Here is a 21,927-nt window from a genome sequence, read left to right as displayed (position 1 = left end):
ATATAATAAGTTATGTATTTTTGTTTTATAAACCTTTTTATAATTTTTCAAAGCATTGGAATTCAATTGTCCAGTTCCTCTAATAATTCCAAGTAGGAAGTTCTTTCGAAGCCCTCTGTAATTCCTAATTTTTCAAAGAGTTCAAATATGCTTTCCTGTGCTTTGGAATAGTCTGAATTGTCCTCTAGGCTTATTTCTATTTCCATATATGGTTTAAGTCCGTGAACATTGTCCAGGCTGATTTCATAGTTTTCATATTTGTAGTATTCACGGTCCTTCACAACAGTTCTCACTTCCTTGAAGCCTAAATTCTCAAATATTTTAGATGCTTTGTCTGCATCTTCTATTCCCATTTCAACCTCTTCTCGAGTCTTGCTTTTTGCATCGATTTTAGGTCCTTTGTATGTAATGAACAGATTGTGCTTTTCATCTGATTTTGTTTCTCTGATTCTTAATGCCTCATCGGTTTGTGCAAAGTCACGGACTGGGCTGTTGAAATACCTGTCCTCCTGATGCTCGGTTTTGACCTTTACGGCATTTACCTCATCAAGCCTTTTTCTCATTTCATCAAAGCTTCTAATTTTTGCTTTCACTTCTACTTCTATCATATGAATTTCTCACTATCATTAATATTTTCAAACTCTTTTCTAAGCAATTTTCTAAACCGCTTTTAAACATTTTTTAATTTTCAATTCAATTTTTATATTTGTTTCAAATACACTTATAAATAATCCTATTCAGTTTTTATTAATACTTTATATAGGAAAAGTATTACTATTTATATGCTTTATAAGCATTAACTTTATATACTATATAAATGATATATTTTAATAGTAAAAATTTTAATAAAAAAATTATTAATTTTAACTGATTTTTATTGTCAATTTTCTTTATTTGTCAAAACTAAAATTATATTAATTTTTTAAAATATTTACTTACTTTTTTTAAATAATTTTGGAGGTAATAAATTGACCGATGTTGATATAAAAATAGAAAACATTGTAGCTTCTGCAAGCATTGGTAAAGACATTGTTCTTACTGAAGTGGCAAAAGCGTTAGAAGGTGTCGATTTTAACAGAGAACAGTTCCCAGGATTAGTATTTAAACTTCAAGATCCTAAAACTGCTGCTTTAATTTTTAGTTCCGGTAAACTTGTATGTACTGGTGCTAAATCAATCGATGATTCAAAATTAGCTATTAAAAAAACTGTCGATCTTATGAGAACTATTGATACTGAGATTCCTCATGAGTTTGATATTAAAATTCAAAACATTGTTGCTTCTGCAAATTTACAATCTACTTTAAATTTAGAAGCAGTTGCTTTGGAATTGGAAAACACTGAATACGAACCAGAACAATTCCCTGGTTTAGTATACCGTTTATCTGATCCTAAAGTTGTATTATTATTATTCGGTTCCGGAAAAGTTGTTTGTACTGGAGCTAAAACCAAAAAAGACGCTAGGTTAGGTGTAGAAAATGCAAAAGCTAGACTTAGCGAATTGGACTTAATATAATTGGTGATATTATTGATTAAACTTGTAGTATTTGACTTAGATAATGTTATTATTGATGGTGAGGGCATAGACGAGATTGGAAAATTAATTAATATTGAAGATCAAATTGCAGCAATCACTGAGCAGGCTATGCAAGGTGATATTGACTTCGAAACATCCATTAAGAAAAGAGTAGGGCTTCTCAAAGGAGTTGCTACTGACGATATTAGGACATTAGCTAATGAAATGCCTCTAATGAAAGGAGCTAAAGAAACCGTCTCTACTTTAAAGGAAAATGGTTTTGAAGTAGCTATTATTAGCGGTAGTTTTGATATAATCGCCGATACTATTAAGGGAAAACTTGATGTGGATAACATATTCACAAATTCATTAGTTGAAGAAGACGGGGTCTTAACTGGTGAAGTCACTGGACCATTAGTATCTGGTTCAAAATTAGATGTTCTATCCAAACTCATAGAAGAAAAAGGTTACACATTAGATGAATGTGTTGCTGTTGGTGATGGAGCAAATGATATCTCTATGATTGAATCTGCTAAATACGGAATTGCTTTTAATGCAAAACCTGCTTTAAAAGAAAACGCGGATATTATTGTAGAAACCCGTGATTTAACTGACGTTTTAAATGTCATCATTAATTTAAACTCTGAAAACACTGAAGGAGATGCTGACGTGGATAAAGAAGTTGCTGTAGAAACTGAAGTAGTTGAAACTACTGATGTAGTTGTTGAAAACCAAGAAGAACAAGTTGCAGATGCAACTGAAGAAGTAGTTGAAGAAATCGAAGAAACAGAAGAAGTTGTTGAAGAAGCTGAAGAAGAAGTGGCTGAAGAAGAAACTGCTGAGGAAGAAGCTGAAGAGGCTGAAGAAGAAGTAGTGGAAGAAGAAGTTGCTGAAGATGAGGAAGAAGCTGAAGAGGAAGCTGCTGAGGAAGAGGCTCCTGAAGCTGAAGAAGAAGTGGCTGAAGAAAAACCTGTTAAAGAGGCAAAACCTAAAAAATCCAAAAAGAAAAACGCTCTTCCAGAACCTGATTTTGATTTAGCTGACACCATTGAAGGTGTAAGAGTTCAAAAAGATGAAAGAGAAGAACGTATTGCTAAAGTTGCAGATGAAAGAGAAGCATTTAACAGGGAAGCTAAAGAACAACGTAAAATACGTGATGAATTAAATTCTGAATTAAAAGAAAACTTAGCTAAAGCTATTGAGTTCAGAGATCAACGTAATGAAATCAACAAGCAAGTTGAAGAAAACAAGAATGCACGTAATAAAGTCAATGATGAAATTAAAAGTCTTGAATGGTCTTCTGGTAAAAAAGATAAAATCAGGATTGAAGCTGAAATCAAAAAGATTGATAAAATTATCGAAACCAGAGTTTTAGACATCAAAAAGGAAAATCAACTTGTTAAAAATGCAAATGATTTAAGAAAAGAACTTGCAGAAATCAAAGAAGACGATAAAGTCAAAGAAGAAGCTGCTGAACTCAAGAAGAAATCTGAAGAATACCACGCTAAAGTAGTTGAACTTTCAGAACAAGCACAAGAAGCTCACGAACAAATGCTTTCTTACTTCAGAAAAACTGATGAAATCAGAACTGCTGCTGATGAAGCACATAAGTTATTCATCCAAGCAAGAAAGAATGCTTCTGCAAAACATGAAGAATTTAAAATGATTTTAAGTGAAATTCATGTTATCAATAAAAAGTTAGGAAGCAACAAAAACAGAAAACGCAGATCTGATAAATCTGGTGGTTCTTCTAACAATAAGAAAAATCGTGAAGAAAAAGAAAGAGCTGAAAGTATCTTTGATAAATTCAAAAACGGTAAGAAATTATCTACCGAAGAGCTTTTACTCTTGCAAAAATACGATATTAATTAATTAAATTATATTTAATTAATTTTTATTTTTTCTTTTAATTTCTTTTTAATTTCTTTTATTTAGTTTATTTTATATTTTTTTTAATTTACTTTTTTTATTATTTTATTTTAATTTATTTTATTCTAATTTTTATTTTAGTTTATTTTAATTCTTATTTTGTTTATTTTTCATTTGAGCTTATTTATTATAGTTATTTTCATGCTGATTCTTTAATAGATTTAATAGAAATATAATAGACATATAATAGTTAAGTAAATTTATATAATAGTTAAATCTAATTTTATTATAATTGTGATGGAAATTTTATAAATAATATTGTGGGGATACAATGGCAGAAAATGAAAATAATGATAAAAAGGAAGAAAAAATAGAAGTTTGCTACACCTGTGGAAAGGAATTTGACATGAACAGTGATGAAGGTGCTCATTATCACTATGGAAAATATCCAATGTGTGGATACTGCAGCAATTTCTATGGTTTTTATAAAGAGGATTTGATGGATAAGAAATAATTTTTGTTTATTTCCTTATTATTTTACAATTTATTAATTAAATATAATTTTAATTAAAATTACTAATTATTTTTTAATTTTCACATTTATTTTAATTTTATTCTTCATTTTAATACTATAATAGTCCTGAAATTTGAATTGTTCAAAAACGAAAATATTAAATATAATGGTTATGTATAAAGTATTTATGATTTTGAATAATTTGTAAATGAATTTTTCAATTTATTTCGTTAGATTTTATAAAATTATTTTATAGAATTCTATTTTTCATATGCTTTTTTGATATTTGAAAAAGCTTTAAACAATTTTATTATTAATTTATATTCAATTTTTATTTATTATGTGATAACATGCATGAAGTGATTATTTCAGAAAAACCAAAATCTGCTGAGAAGATAGCAAAGGCTCTCTCTTCAAAAGCCCAAAAGAAAAAATATGGTAGGAAGGTAAGCTATTGGGAATTTGAGGAAAATGGCAAAAGGACCACTGTTTTGTCTGCAGTAGGTCACCTTTACTCTTTGACATCCGCTACTTCAAGAGACAGGTTAGGTTTTGATTTAAAATGGGTTCCAGCATATGAAGTTGAAAAGAACAGCGGATATGTTAGGGATTATGTTTACGCTATTAAAAAGCTCTCTAAAGATGCAGATAAATTTGTTCATGCTTGCGATTACGACGTAGAAGGAACATTGATTGGTTATAATGCATTGAAATATGCTTGCGGTAACAATGCTGAAGCGAAAGCATCCCGTATGAAATTTTCAACATTGACCAAAAAGGACATTGTTGATGCATATGACCATATGATTGACATTGACTTACACCAAGTGGATAGCGGTATTGCAAGGCATATGCTAGACTACTACTTTGGTATGAACATCTCTTCAGCTTTAATGAAAGCTGTTAGATCTTCCTCTTCAAGACGCATAAGCTTATCTGCAGGACGTGTTCAGACTCCTACTTTATCCATTTTAGTGGATAGGGAAAAGGAGATACAGTCATTCATTCCACAACCTTACTGGCAAATCAAGGCCAAATCGGATTTTGACATTATAGCAAATCATGTTGAGGATAAGATCTTTGATGAGGAAAGGGCTAAAAGGATATTTGATGAATGTCAAGGTGCTGATGCAACTGTAACTACTGTAAATGTTAAGGAAACAATCAGAAAACCTCCTATTCCATTCAATTTAGGTGGTTTGCAATCTGAAGCACACACAGTATTTGGATTTTCTCCTAAAAGGACTCAAGTTGCAGCTCAGAACCTATATGTTGGAGGATACACTTCCTATCCACGTACCTCATCCCAAAAGCTCCCTGAATCATTAGGATTTAAAGAGATTTTTGCAGGTCTTCTTAAGGATGAAGAGTTTAGAAAACATATTGCTGACTTGCCTGCAAAATTAAAGCCAAATGAAGGTAAGAAAGAGGATGCAGCACACCCAGCTATTCACCCAACTGGCGTATTGCCATCTAACTTATCTCCAGATGAGGAAAAGATCTATCGCTTGATTGTTTATAGGTTCATAAGCGTCTTCAGTGAGGATTCCAAATTGGAAACCATGAAAGTTGACTTGAATGTTAACAATGAGGAATTTGTATTTTCAAGAAAAAGGGTTTCTCATGAAGGATGGCTAAAGCATTATCCATTCAAGAAACAGGAAGCTGATGAGTTCCCTCCACTTAAAAAAGGAGATTTCCTAAAGATTCATGAAATCATTTCAGAGGAGAAGGAAACAAAGCCTCCTGCAAGATACAATGAAGCTTCTCTCATCAAGGAATTGGAGAAAAGAGAGCTTGGTACAAAGGCTACCCGTGCAGACATCATTGCAAAACTCTATGATAGGAAATATATTGATGGCAAAAAGATTGAAGTTAAGCCATTAGGTGTTCATATCATTGATACATTGAAGCAATACTGTAAGAACTTAACAAGCGAAGAGTTGACCCGTGAATTTGAAAGGGAACTCGATTGCTTATCTGCTGATAAGATTACAAAAGAGGAAATTCTTGCAAATGGTGAAAAGGAAGTTAGATCAATTCTCAAGGATATTAATAACAACCAAAAGGAAATTGGTTCAAAGCTTTATGAATCCTATCAAGAATCCAATGTCGTTGGTGAATGTTCCTGTGGAGGCAAGTTGCTTAAGAAGTATTCAAGAAGGAATAAGCAAACATTTATTGGATGTTCAAATTTCCCTCAATGCAGAAACACTTACTCACTTCCTAAAGGTGCAAACATATTGAAATCCACTTGCCCAACCTGTGGTTTGCCTATGATTTCAATTAAGAGAAAAGGCCAAAAGGGAAGGGAACATGTTTGTCTTGATCCAAATTGCGGAAAGGAAGTAAGCAAAAGGCGTGCTCCTGAAGTTGTTGGTAAATGTCCTGAATGTGGAAGAGACTTATTGAAACGTTCCGGAAGATTTGGTGAATTTGTTGGATGCAGTGGCTTCCCACAATGTAGATTCAGCTGCCAATTGAAGGATTTGGACAAAATATTACAAGAAAAATCAGAAGAATTAAGTAAATAATCCGATGATTATTTATAAAACTTAATGATTCTATTTTTTATTTTATTTTTTCTATTCTATTTTTCTATTTTATTTTTTTTCATTGACTATTTTTCTTTGTTCTTTCTTTATTTTTTAAACTTTTTTTTAATTTATTTTTAATTCATTTAAATTTTCTTTTTATTTTCTTTTTTATTTTTCAACCGATAATTTTATTCGCATTTATTCAAATGTTTTTTGTATTTATTTTTCCTTTATATAAAACATTAGAAAATTATATATGTATATAAAATGTATATTTAATTATTATTAAATTTAAATTGATTTTTATTAACATTGGTTTAATAATAATCATATCAAATCTTAAGTTTAATAATTTTAATTCAAAATAATTATTGCAATATATTTTAAAATATATTTAATTATTTGTTTACAAGTCGTATGCTGTTGTTTTATGAAATGGGATAATTTAAGCGCTTTTATCTTTCATGAGATGATTGGGTACTGACTATAAATTATATTCGAATATAAATTTGTAAAATGTACGAGGATTTTATATGGAAAATCAGAAAGTTAAAACAATTTTAAAATCTGTGGTTATCATAGCAATATTGTTTGTTTTGGTTTTTGGTCTCAGAGCTCAAGCCGCTGACATTGGTGGAGTTCCAAATGAAATTAAAGCAAATTATGTGGATGCTGATGGTCTTCCTTATTTCAGTGAAATGGACTCATACTTTAACTTAAGGATGACTCAAGATTATATGGATCATGGATATTTTGGTGATACTTTAGTAAATGGTTCTGGTTGGGATATGCATTCATACTATCCATCAGGAAGGGACGTTGGGTCCTATCAGCCGATGATTGCGTATGTCACATCAGTCTTATATGGAATAGTGAACATGTTCCAGGACATGTCCCTTAAGGAAGTGGCATTTTGGACTGGTGCATTCATTTCATCATTTGCTGTAATTCCTGTTTACATATTCACAAGAAGAATAACCAATGATTATGGTGCAATTGCAGCTACATTGATTGTAGCTTTAGGTCCTAACTATATTACACACACATTTGCAGGATTTTTCGATACAGACATGTTTAACGTAACCTTGCCTTTATTCTTTATACTCTTCTTTGTTGAAGCGGTTAAAAGCGATAAATTGGTTCATAGAGTGATATTCGCAATCTTATCTGTTATCACTATTGGTATTTATTCCCTTTCATGGACTGGGTATATGTTTTATCCTGCAGTAATGATAATTGTGATGATAGTATTCTTTATACTATGTTTCTATCTGGACATTGAAGTGTTGGAACCATTTAGAAATTATAGTAATAAGCTAAACTGGTTGATTAATCAAAAAGAATTGTTCCCAGTAGCTTTAATTGTTGTTTTAGGTGCTATCGGCTTATTGTTCACTGTTGGAATCGGCGGTATACTTGATGCTATATCCGGCCTTACTGGAGGTTTCTCACTTTTATCCGCATCACATGATGTATGGCCTAACGTATTTGTTTCTGTTGCAGAGATGCAAAGGCCTAACCTTTTAGCTGGCGGACTTCCAGGTGCATTCTTAGCAAACACAAGCGGTATCATAAACGGTATTGGTGGAATCGTTGCATTCTTCGGTGTTTTATTGGTATTATTCACTTTTGTCCAAAGATTGCTTAGATTAAGATCTGTAAAGGTTAAAGGAGATTCATCAAAACCACATAAATCTAAACGTAAAGCTACTTCTATAAGAAAAGAACAAGACAGATTCAGAATTTCCCTTAAAGACATTGGGTCTTTCGGTTCAACTGACGAAATCAATAAAAGCAAACGTTTGAATGTGCTTTACTTAAGCTTATTCCTTGTATGGATTCTTGCATCTGCAGCAGCAGTAACTCAAGGTACAAGGTTTATTCAGGTATTGGTTGTTCCTATGGGTATCTGTGCAGGTATTTTTGTAGGATATGCAGTTGATTATGTCAAAGCCAATATTGATGATGACAGAACTTTATTCTTGATAGCTATTGTGTGTTCTTTCTTGATTGCATTCCCACTTAGTCAAATCGGTTATGCTATTGACAATGCTGTATTGATAGGTTCAATCGTGTTTGTTGCTCTTGTAGTTATTTCTGGAGTATTCATATACCTTAGAAAATCTGTCAGGGATTCAGATGTGTCCCTTAAAAAGGCATTGGTTGTAGTATTGATCACTTTAGCTTTAGTGTCTCCAACTGTTTGTGGTGCTTACCAGACTACTGCGCTCACAGTTCCTGGTTCAAGTGACCCAATATGGAATGCTATGGACTATGTTAAGGAAAACACTACTGATGATACAGTTATCATTTCCTGGTGGGACTTCGGTTACCTATTCCAAATTGCATCTGACCATCCAACTTCTTTTGATGGGGGTTCTCAGTCAGGGGACCGTGCATACTGGGTAGGTAAAGCATTGACTACTTCAGATTTCGCCCAATCTAAAGGAATCTTGCAGATGTTGGGTACTACTGGTAGCAATGCTTCTGAATTATTATGCAATTACACAGGAAGCAATGTAACTGCAGTTGATGCATTGGACAAAACCTTAGGTATGAGTAGGGAAAATGCTAAATCAACTTTAGTCAAAGACTATAATTTAACTGAAAGCCAAGCAAGTGCTGTTGTAAAACAGTCACACCCATCCAATCCGAATAATGTTGCATTTGTTTTAAGTTCAGACATGATTCAAAAAGCGGGATGGTGGTCCTACTTCGGTTCATGGAACTTTGATACATTAGACAGTACAAACTATCAATATTATGTAGCTCCTAATTATGTTACAATCAATCCTAACTCTCAAGGCAGCATTCCAGTATTGAATGATAGTAATATCTTATTCAGTGCTGATGTCAAAAGAGGATCTAATGGTACTAACCAAACCACTGCTCAAATGACTGCTACTTGGGCTAACAATGGAAGTAAGGTTGACTTGAATGGTAGTGAATATAACCCTCTCAAAGCAAGTAATCTTGTTGCTATTGAAGATGGTTACTTAACTGTAAACAAGACCTTGGATAAAAACGGAAATTATACAATATACCTTTTAAGTTCCGAAAATCAGTACACTGCTATAGTAATGGATAATGAACTTAGAGACTCTGTCTTTACCAGATTATTCCTATTAGGTGGTGTAGGTCAAGATACCTTTACAATAAGTGACATGCAGGATGGAGTTGCTACTTGGACCATTAATAATGGGGCTTCAAGTTCTGATAACGCAGATTCTAATGCATAGTGACATAACGTTTAGTTATGTTTAAAATTTAAAATGGAGTTAAGATTATAATTAAAACTGTCCATTAGTTTTTCTTATAACTCTTTAACTTTTTTCTTTTTTTTTAATTATTGCTATCTTTTTGCAATTTAGTTTCTTATTTTACCGCATATTTTATATGTTAAAAATACAAAATTTATATTATAATAAAATATTTACATTTTTCAATTTTCTAATAATGGCATCATAAAATTGATTATTGGATGATTATTGGATTATTTCAAAATTAATTCTTATTTCGTAATAAATTATTATTGGGGAGTTTATGTCTATAGAAGAAAAAATAAAAGCTATTGAAGAGGAAATTCAAAAGACACCTTATAATAAAGCTACTTCTCACCATATAGGTAAATTAAAGGCTAAGATTTCAAAGCTTAAGGAAGAACAGATTAAAAGAAGTAGTGGTGGATCCAAAGGTGAAGGGTTCCACATTAAGAAGAGCGGTGATGCTACAGCGGTTTTGGTAGGTTTCCCATCAGTAGGTAAATCTACATTGCTTAATGAATTAACCAATGCTGAAAGTAAGGTTGGAGCTTATCAATTCACTACTTTAGAAATTATTCCTGGAGTTATGGAATATAATAATGCTCAAATTCAAATTTTTGACATTCCTGGAATCATTACCGGTGCTGCTGGAGGTAAAGGTAGAGGTAAAGAGATTCTATCTGTTGCAAGAACTGCGGACTTGATTATCGTGGTATTGGATACACTTAATCCACAGCATTTGAATGTTATCTTAAAGGAGCTTGATAATGTAGGTGTAAGGCCAAATCAAACCAAACCTGATGTTAGAATCAAAAAGACACGTAAAGGTGGAGTCAATGTTTCTACAACAGTTCCTTTAACCTATTTGGATGAAAAAACCATCAGATCAATTATAAATGAGTATGGGATCCACAATGCAGATGTCTTGTTTAGGGATGATGTAACAATTGACCAGTTCATTGATGTTATTGAAGACAATAAATCCTATGTTCCTATGATGATTCTATTGAATAAGGTGGATTTGGTTGACCTTGATTACCTAAAGCAACTTCAAAAGGAAATTCCTGAATTCATACCTATTTCTGCAGATAAGAAACTCAATATTGATGCACTTAAAGAGGAAATATTCGACCATGTAGATTTAATTAGGGTTTATTTAAAGCCGCAAGGTAGAAAAGCAGATATGGAAGATCCGTTGGTTATCAGAAGAGGGTCTACAGTTATTGATGCATGTGAAAAGTTACACAGGGAATTCGTTAAAAACTTTAGGCATGCTAAGATTTGGGGAACTTCAGTAAAATTCCCAGGTCAAAAGGTAGGTCCAGACCATGTCCTTGAGGATGAGGATGTCTTACGTATAATTCTTAAAAAATAATATTGCAGTGTTTAGCATGTCTATTTTAAATGATTTGTCCGAAGATACAGTTATTTTTATTTCAGGCACTCCTTGCACGGGCAAAACAACTGTTGCAAGTGATTTGAACGATTACCTGTCCAGCAATGGATTTCATTCAAGACTCATTAAGGTAAATGATTTTGCAATTGAAAATGACTTGGTTTTAGGTGAAGATCCCGATAAGCTTTATAAAGTCATTGACATTGATGGATTAAATGAATCTTTGAATGAGGAAATCGATAAAAGCAGTGATTGTGTTTTAATAGTGGAAGGTCATTTGTCTCATCTTTGTGAAGGTGCAGATAAAATGATTGTTCTTCGTTTAAATCCATCCATTCTTAAAAATAGGCTTGAAGAAAGGAACTATTCAGAGTCTAAAATTCAAGAAAACCTTGAAGCTGAAGCATTGGCAGTCTGTTCAGCAGAAGCTTATGAGATTTATGGGGATAAAACCAATGAGATAGATGCAAGTGATAAGTCTGTTGAAGAGATTCGTGATTTGATAATAGATATTGCATCTGGTAAAATGGAATGCCCTGTTGGTTCAATCGATTATATGGAATGGCTTTTGGAATAATTTTTTCATTGTTCTTCCCATATTCATTTTAATATGTTCTGAACCTTAAAATTTTAAAAATAATTAATTTATGCTATTTTTGTCTTATTTTTATAATATTATATATAATATAGAAAACCTTTTTATATAATAAAAAACATATCTTATCTTAATATTCCTCTTGTACTATTATATTATAGGAATATTTATTTAATTACTTTATTTTTACATTGCTTAAAATGTGATTTCTCATCAAAATCTACTTTTATTTAGGCAATAAGTTATTTTAAAGAGATTATACTATGTATGAGAGGAGTATCTATGGCTAGAGGAAAAAAACCTGATTGGATGATTGAGATAGCTCAAGAAAGGATGGATATTCTTTTTAATCGTGCAGAAAAGGAATATAAAGAACATCCTGAAAGATCTCATCGTTATGTTGAGCTTGCTCGAAAGATTTCCAAAAAGTATAATGCAAAAATTCCTCAAGTTTGGGGACGAAGATACTGTAAAAATTGTTACAAGTTTTTGGTTCCCGGTCACAACTGCGCTGTCCGGCTAATTAATAATGAAATTAATATTTATTGTGGCGAGTGTGGCCATATTATGAAAATTCCTTACATCAGGGAAAAAAAGTTAAAAAGGAGAGCTAAAATTGACTCTTACACTTTCAAAAAAAGAGATTATGAATGAAGCTCGTTCCGCTATGACAATAAATATTGGAAAAGCTGGTGTTAATGACAATGTTATTGAAGAGATTAAACGTCAGTTAAAATCCAATCCTATTATTAAATTACGATTTGCTAAAAATGTAGCAAGAAATAAAGATGATTTAATAAGCAACATTGTTGAAGGCACTAAATCCCAACTTATTGACGTTAGAGGAAATGTTGCTGTTATTTATAAAAAGCAATCTAATTAGATTATTCGCTTAGAGTTACAGACACCAGTCTTAGGTGAGTAAGAAAATTGGATTAGAAACATATTAATTGGAGAAAATTATATGACAACTGTATTTGATGTTCCTGCAGAGTTATTAATTAATACTGTTGCAGATGAATTTAGAGATAATAATGATAAAATTGTTGCCCCTGAATGGACAAAACTTGTTAAAACTGGTGTTCACAAAGAAAGAAAACCAGAAAACATCGACTGGTGGTATGTAAGATGCGCTTCTATCTTAAGAAGAGTTTATATTGATGGACCAGTTGGAGTAAGAAGTTTAAGAACCTTCTACGGTGGTAAAAAAGACAGAGGAGTTAACCCTGAAAAATTCAGAAAAGGTAGTGGCTCTATTGTAAGAGTAGCTTTACATCAATTAGAAGATGCAGGTTACGTGGAAAAAGTCGATGCTGGAAGAATTATTACTCCAGAAGGTAGATCTTTCTTAGATAATACTTCTGCTGAATTAATTAAAGATATTCCAGAACTTTCAAAATATTAGGTAGAATTAATTAGAATTAATCATGGAATATTTTTGATGATTATTTAATGGTTGATTCAATGAAAAATATTTAAATTAATGGGGTTTTTATTATGAGTGAACTTGATGAAATACGCAAAAGACGTATGGCTGAATTACAACAACAACAAGCAGCTATGAATGCTGATCCACAACAAATGGCACAGCAACAATTGCTAGAGCAGCAAGCTGCTCAACAACAAGCAGAAATGCAAGCTCAGTTAAAGCAAGCTATGAAACAGATTTTGACTCCAGAAGCTCGTGGTAGATTAGATAATCTCAGATTAACTAAACCAGAACTCGTTCAAAATATTGAAATCCAATTGCTTCAATCAGCTCAAGCAGGTTCTCTTAGAGGAAAAGTAACTGATGAACAACTTAAAGTTTTACTTAAAAATCTCATGGGTCAAAAAAGAGAAATCCACATTACAAGAAGATAATTGACTAGTGATTTGGTAAAATGAAAGCTTGTGTTCTTTATAGCGGTGGCAAAGACAGTTCATTGATGGGAATTATCCTTGACCAATTAGGTTTTGATGTTGAACTCGTTACTGCTAACTTCGGCGTTTATGATTCATTTCATCCAGCTAGAAAATCTGCAGAGTCCATTGGTTTAAATCATAAGGTTTTAGATTTGGACATTTCCATTTTGGAAAAAGCTGTTGATATGATTATGGAAGATGGTTTTCCTAATGATGGGATAAAGTATCTTCACGAAGCTGTTGTCGAGGAAGTTGCAAATCATTACGAACTTGTTGCTGATGGCACAAGAAGGGATGACAAGACTCCTAAGCTCAACAGAAATCAAATCAGAAGCTTGGAAGACAGAAAAGATATTCAATATATGAATCTTGATAGTTTTGGATATAAGACCATCAAATATCTTGTAGACAATCTTTTTGAATTGAAGCATGAAAAGAGCAATAAGGATACAAGTTCAGATTATGAGGTTGAAATCCGCTTATTGATTGATGAAAAAGGAGGAAATTCCTCAGATATTTTCCCAGAACATTATCAAACTAATGTTAGTGGGCTAAAGAAACAGATCAATAGGATTTAGTTGTTATCATTGGAATTAAGATTAATTAAATTATTTTTCAAAATATCAAATTTATTATATTCGCGGTGAAAAAATGAGTAGAAATAAACCATTAGCTAAAAAATTAAGAATGGCTAAAGCTAATAAACAAAACAGAAGAATCCCTATTTGGGCTTATTCTAAAACTCAACGTAAATTAAGATACAGACCTAAACCTAGACATTGGAGAAGAAATGATCTTAAAATATAGGGGTGTTTAATATGGCAGAAGAATTAGAAAGAACTTATGTTATTCCACTTAGAAAAGTTAAAAATGTAAAAAGAACTATCAGAGCTCCTAGAGCTATCAGAGAAGTTCAAAGCTTTTTAATGAAACATATGAAAGCGGAAGAAGTTAAACTTGATGCTTCTATTAATGAATTTATTTGGGAAAGAGGAATTCAAAAAATTCCATCTAAAGTAAAAGTAAACGCTGTAAAAGATGAAGAAGGTGTTGTTAAAGCAACTTTAGCAGAAAACTAATTTTGCTATGACTATATTTAATCATCTTTTCAATCTATTAAAAATTAAAATTTATATAAGGAATAAAATATGCTTAAAAGAATAAATTTAACTGGAAATCCTAATTTAGGAGTTTACATATCCGTTAATGATGAAGTAGCTATTGTTCCTTTTAATCTTCCTACTGAAATGGAACCTGTGATGAAAGAGGCACTTGAAGTCGATTTGATTAGAACTTCTATTGCAGGATGCAATTTGAATGGAGTTCTCGCTACTGGAAATTCTAATGGTTTTGTTGTTTCTCCACACACAACTGATAGGGAAATGGAACTTTTAGAGGATGCAGGGCTTAATGTTGCAAGACTTCCTGGTAAATATACTGCAGTGGGAAATATCCTTGCAGTAAACGATTATGGTGCTATGGCAGGTCCAAACATTAAGGAAGAAACTATAAAAGTCATTGAGGATACTTTAAAGGTTCCTGTAGAGATATATCAATTTGCTGATTCCAAAATTGTCGGTTCAGCAAGTATAATCACTAATAAAGGTGCGCTTTTACATAGAGATACCTTATCTGACGAACTTGGACATGTTGAAGAGTTCTTTAAGGTTGAAGGAAATATAGGGACAGTATGCAAAGGTATGCCTCTTGTAGGTGCATGTGGTATCGCTAACTCTAATGGAGTTATGGTTGGAGAACATACCACTGGTCCTGAAATGGCTAGAATCGAAGAAGCTTTAGGCTTTTTGGATTTCGGTGATTTTTAATTTCATCATAGTTTAAGGATATGTTGTGTTAATTGATTATTTTCATTAATATTCGATTATATGTCAGATGATTAATTATAGTATTATTAGGAAGGGATTCTTATGTTAACAAAAATTTATAGAATTAAAGGTAGTTTTGTAATGGGCAGTGAAACCCAAGTTTTCACTAAAGAATTCAAAGCTATCAACGAAGAAGACATTTATGAAAAACTTTATTCCATTTTTGGAAGTAAACATAGAATAAAAAGAAGTCAAATTAAAGTTGACTCTATTGAAGAAATTTCTGAGGATGAAGTAGAAGATCCTGTAGTTAAAGCAATTCTCTAGAGGATCAATCATAATCTTAAGGTGTTAAAATGGAAGACCAGCAAAAATTACAACAAATTTTAGCTCAACTTGAAGTTTACAAATCCCAATCTGAGTTATACCAAACTCAAATTGATGCAGTTCAAACTTCTCTTGCTGAAATTAAAATTTTAGAATCTACATTAGATGATATAAGTGGTAAAGACACTGTTGAGACTTTAGTACCTCTCGGTGCTGGCTCCTTCATTAATGCAGAGATTAAAAATGAAAATAAAGTTATTATGAGCCTCGGTTCTGGTGTTGCAGTATCCAAAACTTTTGAAGAAGCTAAAGAAACTGCTGCTCAGCAAAAACAAGAGCTTGAAAATACTTTAGACAAGTTATTTGCAGATTTACAACAAATCACTAATATTGTAGCTCAGCTTTCTCCTCAAGCTGAACAATTAATGCAAAAACTTCAAGCTCAAGGAATGAGGTAAGTAATGCTTTGTTTTTATTGAGTAAATAATAGATTTTTATCTATTATTCTTCTTTTTTTTTAACTATTTTTTATTTTTATTAAATTTTCTTGTTTTATTTTATTTTTTCATATGTTTTGTAGCTGTTTTTTTAAATTTTAATAACAAAATTCATATTTTATTAAAATAAGTAAGTTTATAAATAAGTAAGTTTATTAATTTTTAATTATAAAAATAATTATTGATAAAGAAATTTTAAAAAATTTAAATTATAATACTTATTATTAGGCAGGGATAAACTTGTTTGATTCATTAAAGAAAAAATTTGCTGATGCAAGTGGTAAATTAAGAAATAAAGTCGAAGATGAGGCTAAAGAAGAGAATAATGTAGAATTAATCGAAGAGCCTATCGAAGAAACTTTTGATAAAATTGAAGAATCTGAAGAGATTGAAGAATTTTCAGATGATGAAGATATTTCAGAAGAAGAATTGGATGAAATGCTGGATGCTGCTTTAGAGGAAGAGTCTGAAGAAGAATTGGAAGATTCTAAAGAAGATTCAGATGCTGATAAAAAGGAAAAATCAGGATTCTTAGGTTTCTTGAAAAGAGATAAAAAAGAAGATTCTAAAGAAGATTCAGTTGAAGATCTTGAGGAAGAGTCTGAAGAAGAAACTGAAGAAGCAGCAGAAGAAGGGGAAGAATATTCCCAAATTGATTCTGTTGAAGATTCTGAAGAAGAGATTTCAGAAGATGAAGTTGAAGAAGAGAAAGAAGAGGAATCTAAAAAATCCAGACGTTCATTATTCAGACGTAAGAAGAAAGAAGAATCTGATGAGTCTGATGATGAGGGCAAAAAGGAAAAATCCGGCGGATTCTTATCATTCATTAAGGAAAAGTCAATATCTGAAGATGATGTTGAGGATATCCTATTTGAACTTGAATTAGGTCTTTTGGAAGCGGATGTTGCAATGGATGTTTCAAGTGTTGTTGTCGAATCTGTCAAAAATGACTTGGTTGGTCAGAAAATTAAAAGAAGTAGTGATATTGAGGATTACACTTACAAGGCTCTTAAAAATGCTGTGGCTAAAATCATTGACATTGAAGGAAAATCAATGACTGAACTCCTTGAAGAGAAAGTTGCTCAAGGAGAGCCTCTTGTTGTAATGCTTGTAGGTATCAATGGTACTGGAAAAACCACCACTATTGGTAAACTTTCCAATTATTACATTAAAAAAGGTTACACTCCAGTTATTGCTGCATCAGATACATTTAGGGCAGGAGCTATTGAACAGGTTCAATATCATGCAGATAATTTAGGTGTTAAATTGATCAAGCATGAAAAGGGATCTGACCCTGCAGCTGTAGCATTTGATGCAGTTCAGCATGCTAGGGCTAAAGGAAAAGAGCTTGTATTGATTGACACTGCTGGAAGAATGCAAACAAACACCAATTTGATGGATGAAATGAAAAAGATTCGCAGAGTCTCTAAACCTGATTTGGTCGTGTTTGTAGGTGATGCATTAACCGGTAACGATGCAACAGAACAGGCAAGAAAATTCAATGAAGCTATTGATATAGATGGTGTCATACTTACCAAGGCAGATGCTGATTCAAAAGGTGGTGCTGCACTTTCAATTGGTTACATCATTAAAAAGCCAATCTTATTCTTAGGTATGGGACAATCTTATGATGACATTAAGGAATATGATGCTGACTGGATGTTAGAGCAAATATTCTCTTAAATCCATAATTTTATCCATCATTTTCCTATTTTTTTCATTTTTATTTTTATTTTTTTATTCAAATCTTATTTTACTCTTATTTTACTAAATTTAATCAATTTTAAAGCCAAATTTACTTAATTTTAAAGTTAAATTTATATATTAATTTTATAAATATATTATATATTAACTAAGTAAAATTTTGTTTAGTATTTACATAATATATTAAATGCTTTATTTTTACTTATTATATTGAACGGTTTTTAATTTTTATTTATAATCTAAAATATCCTATTTTGGATTTTTAAAATAAAACTTGTTTATCGTTTAATTCGTATTTTTTTAATTTTTTATAAAAATGGTGTGATTATGGAAATGAATAGAAATTTAAAAATTGGATTGATTGTAGCTATTTCTGTAATAGCTCTTTTCGTTTTATCCTTGCTAATTACCAATGCACCAGCTGGAGACGATAATGCAGTTCGTTTCGGTATTTTAACTCTCTTACCTCCTCTTGTGGCTATTGCTTTAGCATTCATAACCAAAGAGACTATTTTATCTTTGTTTATTGGGGTTTTCGTTGGAGAATTCATGGTTTCCGTTAACGATTTAAACATTATCAGCTCTGCTATCAATGCATTTTTAGCAATGGGTAGTCAAATTATTTCTTGTATGGCTGATCCATGGAATGCAGGTATTATCCTTCAATGTTTACTTATTGGTGGTATCATCCAATTAGTAACCAAGATGGGTGGTGCAAAAGCTTTAGCAGATGAATTTGCTAAACGTGCTGACACTCCTAGAAAAGCTCAATTATTCACTGAACTTTTAGGTTTATGTGTATTCTTTGACGATTACGCTAACTCTTTAATTGTAGGTCCTATTATGAGACCTGTTATGGACAAACTTCACGTATCCAGAGAAAAATTAGCATTTGTAGTAGACGCAACTGCAGCTCCTGTTGCAGGTATTGCTATTATTTCTACTTGGATTGGTTTAGAACTCAGTTTAATTACTCAAGGGTTCCAATCCATTGGAATGAATGTAAGTGGATTCGGTATATTTTTACAAACTATTCCATTTAGATTCTATAACATTTTAATCTTAATCTTCATTGTTATCTCTGCACTCACTTACTATGAATTTGGACCAATGAAAGAAGCAGAGAAAAGAGCACGTGCTAGAAAAGAAGATGAACCAGTCGAATCTCTTGAAGCAACCAGTTTTGATGATGTTAAACCGGTTGAAGGTATTAAATTATCTGTTTGGAATGCAATTATTCCTATTGGTGTATTGGTTGTCGGTGCACTTATTGCATTCTACTGGAGCGGATATACCACTATCTTAGGTGGAGAAGATCAAGCTTTAATTACCTTAATGAAAACCTCTCCATTATCATTCAGCGGTATATTTGAAGCATTAGCAGCTTCTGACGCATCTGTTGCTTTGTTCCAGGCAGCATTGCTTGCTTCAATTGTAGCTATTCTCATGGCAGTGCTCCAAAAAATCATGACCATCGAAGAAGCTATCAGTGAATGGGTAGGCGGTATGAAAACTATCGTTATCACTGGTGTAATCTTATTGCTCGCTTGGTCCTTAGGTGGAGTTATTGGTGAATTAGGTACTGCTGATTACTTAGTAGGTGTATTGGCAGGTGCAATACCTATATTTATTTTACCAACATTAATCTTCGTTTTAGGTGCTTTAATTTCCTTTGCAACAGGTACTTCCTATGGTACAATGAGTATTTTAATGCCATTAACCATTCCTCTTGCTTGGGCAGTAAATCCTGAAATAGGCTTTGTAATCGTATGTACCAGTGGTGTATTGACTGGTGCTATCTTTGGTGACCACTGTTCACCAATTTCAGATACTACAATTTTATCCTCTATGGGTACAAGTTGTAACCACATTGCCCACGTAAGTACTCAGATATACTATGCAATATTCGTTGCAGCTATTGCTATAATATTCGGTTACATCCCTGCAGGATTCGGTATTCAATGGTACATTTCAATCCCTGTAGCTATTGTAGTGATGTACATCGGATTAAGAGTGCTTGGTGAAAAAGTACCATTCGGAGAAGTTGAAGAAGCTTAAGAAGTTTAAGAAACTACTTAAATAGTTTTATCTATTTAAGTCTCCTTTCTCTTCTTTTTATTTTTTAATTAAATTTAAAAAATTTAATTTTATATTTAATTTTTATTAAATATTCTAACTTTAATCTTTAATTTAATATTTTAATTTTAATATAAACTTTTTTAAATTTTTTATTAGTTAAATTAATTAATAAAATGTTTTTTAAGGTTTTATTAACTAATTTAATTATTAATATTTTTAAGAATTTATTATTCTTATTTAAATTTATTTGATTTGCATTTATTTAATTGATATTTTTTATTGTAGTGATTTTATGGCGTCTGAAAAGTCTGTGTGGGATAGTAACATTGCTTTTGTTTTGGCAATGATTGGTTCCGCTGTAGGTTTAGGTAATATTTGGCGTTTCCCAAATGTTCTTTATTCCAATGGTGGAGGATCATTCATGATTCCTTATATAGTATCTCTATTTATTTTAGGAATCTCCTTTGTTTTGGTGGAATATGCGGTAGGATTTAAATTCAAAACATCCTTATCCAAGATATTTTTCACCATCAAGTCTAGATTGGAACCTATTGCTTGGTTTATCATATTGGTTGTATTCTTAATCACAACATACTATGTTTGTGTAGTTGCTTGGGACTTGATATATGTTGCTTTGAGTTTAACCAAGGCATGGGGTGCAAACCCTGATTTATTCTTTACAGTTAGTGTTTTGCATGCATCTGATTCCCTTTCAGGTATTACTACCATTGTTCCATGGGTTTTCATATCTGTTTTCCTTGTTTGGTTAAGTTCGTGGGCTATTGTCCAAAAAGACTTGAATGAGGGTATTGGTAAAGTAAGTAAAATACTATTGCCTGTCTTAGTTGTAATTGTAATTGTAATTGTTGCATTTTCCTTGACTTTACCTGGTGCTTCAATAGGTTATACTCAGATATTCACTCCAGATTGGTCTGCCTTAACCAATCTGAATGTGTGGTTGGCTGCATTTGGTCAAATCGTATTTTCACTTAGTTTAGGTATGTCAATTGCACTTACATATGCAAGCTACCTCCCAGAGGATTCCAAATTAACTGACAATGCTTTGATTGTAGCATTTTCCAACTCTGGATTTGAAGTGTTCAATGCAATTGGAATCTTCTCAATCTTAGGATTCATGACTTTAACCACTGGAATTCCATTCAATGAATTGGTTACTGAAGGAACAGGTTTAGCATTTGTTGTTTTCCCAAAGGTATTTAATGTAATGGGTCCTTGGGCATCTGTTATTGGACCATTGTTCTTCTTATGTATCTTATTTGCAGGTCTAACTTCTTTAATGGCTCTCCTTGAAGTGGCGTCATTTGCAATTTCTGAAAAATTCGGCTTTTCAAGAAGAAAATCCGCAACTTTAGTATGTGTTGTTGGATTCTGCATATCCTGTTTATTCTCAACTGCTGCAGGAAGTTACCTCTTGGGAATCTTTGATGCATTCCTAAACAACTTTGCATTGCTATTTGGAGTATTCCTTGAATGTATAATATTTGGTTGGATATACAATTTCGATGAGCTTGTTGAAGTATTAAACAGTCATTCATCCATTCAAATGGATTCATTCTGGAAGATTATTATCAAATATATATTGCCTGTTTGTATCTTTGTATTGTGGGCTCAAGGAGTTTACAGCACTATTTTAACTGGAGACACTACAAGCCATCTGATTATGCTTGCTTTAGCAATCGTTCTTGTAATTGTTCCAATAATATTCACTCTATTGCCTGCAAAGAATGAGGATTATTACAAGCCAATTCAAGATGATTAAACTTAATAGTCATCTTTTTATTTCTTTTCTATTTTTTCTATTTTTTCTATTTTTTCTTGCTATTTTTATTATTTTTACTATTTTCAGTATTTTCTCATCTTTTTTCATCTTTCTTATCTTT

21 protein-coding genes are annotated in these 21,927 nt (G+C 32.0%); 20 read left to right on the top strand and 1 reads right to left on the bottom strand.

Annotated elements, in window-relative coordinates:
- Positions 1 to 62: 62 nt before the first annotated feature.
- Positions 63 to 608 (bottom strand): class IV adenylate cyclase, encoded by a 546-nt coding sequence (cyaB, locus tag VW161_RS00105; RefSeq protein WP_304093896.1) that lies wholly within the window; start codon positions 606 to 608, stop codon positions 63 to 65.
- A gap of 360 nt (positions 609 to 968) precedes the next feature.
- Between cyaB and VW161_RS00100 the strand changes: the two genes are divergently transcribed.
- The 20 genes from VW161_RS00100 to VW161_RS00005 all read left to right on the top strand — a co-directional run bounded on the left by VW161_RS00100 (position 969) and on the right by VW161_RS00005 (position 21,806).
- Positions 969 to 1,514 (top strand): TATA-box-binding protein, encoded by a 546-nt coding sequence (locus VW161_RS00100; RefSeq protein WP_296855871.1) that lies wholly within the window; start codon positions 969 to 971, stop codon positions 1,512 to 1,514.
- Between the two features lie 12 nt (positions 1,515 to 1,526).
- Complete coding sequence (gene serB, locus VW161_RS00095) at positions 1,527 to 3,386, top strand: phosphoserine phosphatase SerB (RefSeq protein ID WP_325192621.1); 1,860 nt, start codon at positions 1,527 to 1,529, stop codon at positions 3,384 to 3,386.
- 328 nt (positions 3,387 to 3,714) lie between these two features.
- Positions 3,715 to 3,897, top strand: a complete 183-nt coding sequence (locus VW161_RS00090) for a hypothetical protein (protein ID WP_296855867.1) — start codon at positions 3,715 to 3,717, stop codon at positions 3,895 to 3,897.
- A 350-nt stretch (positions 3,898 to 4,247) separates the two neighbouring features.
- Complete coding sequence (gene topA, locus VW161_RS00085; RefSeq protein WP_304135149.1) at positions 4,248 to 6,431, top strand: DNA topoisomerase I; 2,184 nt, start codon at positions 4,248 to 4,250, stop codon at positions 6,429 to 6,431.
- A gap of 536 nt (positions 6,432 to 6,967) precedes the next feature.
- Positions 6,968 to 9,673, top strand: coding sequence for an STT3 domain-containing protein (locus VW161_RS00080; protein ID WP_304085740.1), 2,706 nt, complete (start codon positions 6,968 to 6,970; stop codon positions 9,671 to 9,673).
- Positions 9,674 to 9,977: 304 nt separating this feature from the next.
- Positions 9,978 to 11,072 (top strand): OBG GTPase family GTP-binding protein, encoded by a 1,095-nt coding sequence (locus tag VW161_RS00075; protein ID WP_304085742.1) that lies wholly within the window; start codon positions 9,978 to 9,980, stop codon positions 11,070 to 11,072.
- Between the two features lie 16 nt (positions 11,073 to 11,088).
- Complete coding sequence (locus VW161_RS00070) at positions 11,089 to 11,670, top strand: adenylate kinase family protein (protein WP_304085744.1); 582 nt, start codon at positions 11,089 to 11,091, stop codon at positions 11,668 to 11,670.
- A gap of 300 nt (positions 11,671 to 11,970) precedes the next feature.
- Positions 11,971 to 12,342 (top strand): ribonuclease P protein component 4, encoded by a 372-nt coding sequence (locus VW161_RS00065; RefSeq protein ID WP_296855860.1) that lies wholly within the window; start codon positions 11,971 to 11,973, stop codon positions 12,340 to 12,342.
- On the top strand, positions 12,335 to 12,571 hold the full coding sequence (locus tag VW161_RS00060) for a YhbY family RNA-binding protein (RefSeq protein WP_067148918.1): 237 nt from the start codon (positions 12,335 to 12,337) through the stop codon (positions 12,569 to 12,571). The genes VW161_RS00065 and VW161_RS00060 overlap by 8 nt, the downstream gene beginning before the upstream one ends.
- A gap of 81 nt (positions 12,572 to 12,652) precedes the next feature.
- Entirely contained in the window at positions 12,653 to 13,093 is a 441-nt protein-coding gene (locus VW161_RS00055) for a 30S ribosomal protein S19e (RefSeq protein ID WP_292778664.1), read from the top strand.
- 92 nt (positions 13,094 to 13,185) lie between these two features.
- On the top strand, positions 13,186 to 13,551 hold the full coding sequence (locus VW161_RS00050; protein WP_295607063.1) for a DNA-binding protein: 366 nt from the start codon (positions 13,186 to 13,188) through the stop codon (positions 13,549 to 13,551).
- Between the two features lie 20 nt (positions 13,552 to 13,571).
- Complete coding sequence (locus VW161_RS00045; RefSeq protein ID WP_304103500.1) at positions 13,572 to 14,171, top strand: DUF7411 family protein; 600 nt, start codon at positions 13,572 to 13,574, stop codon at positions 14,169 to 14,171.
- A gap of 73 nt (positions 14,172 to 14,244) precedes the next feature.
- Complete coding sequence (locus VW161_RS00040) at positions 14,245 to 14,400, top strand: 50S ribosomal protein L39e (RefSeq protein ID WP_067145211.1); 156 nt, start codon at positions 14,245 to 14,247, stop codon at positions 14,398 to 14,400.
- An 11-nt stretch (positions 14,401 to 14,411) separates the two neighbouring features.
- Entirely contained in the window at positions 14,412 to 14,672 is a 261-nt protein-coding gene (locus VW161_RS00035) for a 50S ribosomal protein L31e (protein WP_304085753.1), read from the top strand.
- 69 nt (positions 14,673 to 14,741) lie between these two features.
- Positions 14,742 to 15,419 carry a translation initiation factor IF-6 gene (locus VW161_RS00030; RefSeq protein ID WP_304103503.1) on the top strand — a complete coding sequence of 226 codons (678 nt, stop codon included), beginning with the start codon at positions 14,742 to 14,744 and terminating at the stop codon, positions 15,417 to 15,419.
- A 102-nt stretch (positions 15,420 to 15,521) separates the two neighbouring features.
- Positions 15,522 to 15,746 carry a 50S ribosomal protein L18Ae gene (gene rpl18a, locus VW161_RS00025; RefSeq protein ID WP_298535467.1) on the top strand — a complete coding sequence of 75 codons (225 nt, stop codon included), beginning with the start codon at positions 15,522 to 15,524 and terminating at the stop codon, positions 15,744 to 15,746.
- 29 nt (positions 15,747 to 15,775) lie between these two features.
- On the top strand, positions 15,776 to 16,204 hold the full coding sequence (gene pfdA, locus VW161_RS00020; RefSeq protein WP_304085759.1) for a prefoldin subunit alpha: 429 nt from the start codon (positions 15,776 to 15,778) through the stop codon (positions 16,202 to 16,204).
- 375 nt (positions 16,205 to 16,579) lie between these two features.
- The gene (gene ftsY, locus VW161_RS00015; RefSeq protein ID WP_442919846.1) at positions 16,580 to 17,926 is read left to right on the top strand and encodes a signal recognition particle-docking protein FtsY; all 1,347 of its coding nucleotides are present in this window, start codon (positions 16,580 to 16,582) and stop codon (positions 17,924 to 17,926) included.
- A gap of 348 nt (positions 17,927 to 18,274) precedes the next feature.
- On the top strand, positions 18,275 to 20,005 hold the full coding sequence (locus VW161_RS00010) for a Na+/H+ antiporter NhaC family protein (protein ID WP_304085763.1): 1,731 nt from the start codon (positions 18,275 to 18,277) through the stop codon (positions 20,003 to 20,005).
- 313 nt (positions 20,006 to 20,318) lie between these two features.
- Positions 20,319 to 21,806 carry a sodium-dependent transporter gene (locus tag VW161_RS00005; protein WP_304085764.1) on the top strand — a complete coding sequence of 496 codons (1,488 nt, stop codon included), beginning with the start codon at positions 20,319 to 20,321 and terminating at the stop codon, positions 21,804 to 21,806.
- Positions 21,807 to 21,927: the final 121 nt, after the last annotated feature.

This window comes from Methanobrevibacter ruminantium, from assembly GCF_016294135.1.
GTDB classification, from domain to species: domain Archaea; phylum Methanobacteriota; class Methanobacteria; order Methanobacteriales; family Methanobacteriaceae; genus Methanobrevibacter; species Methanobrevibacter ruminantium_A.
Note: the sequence above shows the minus strand (reverse complement) of the source record. Positions and strands in the feature narration are given on the sequence as shown.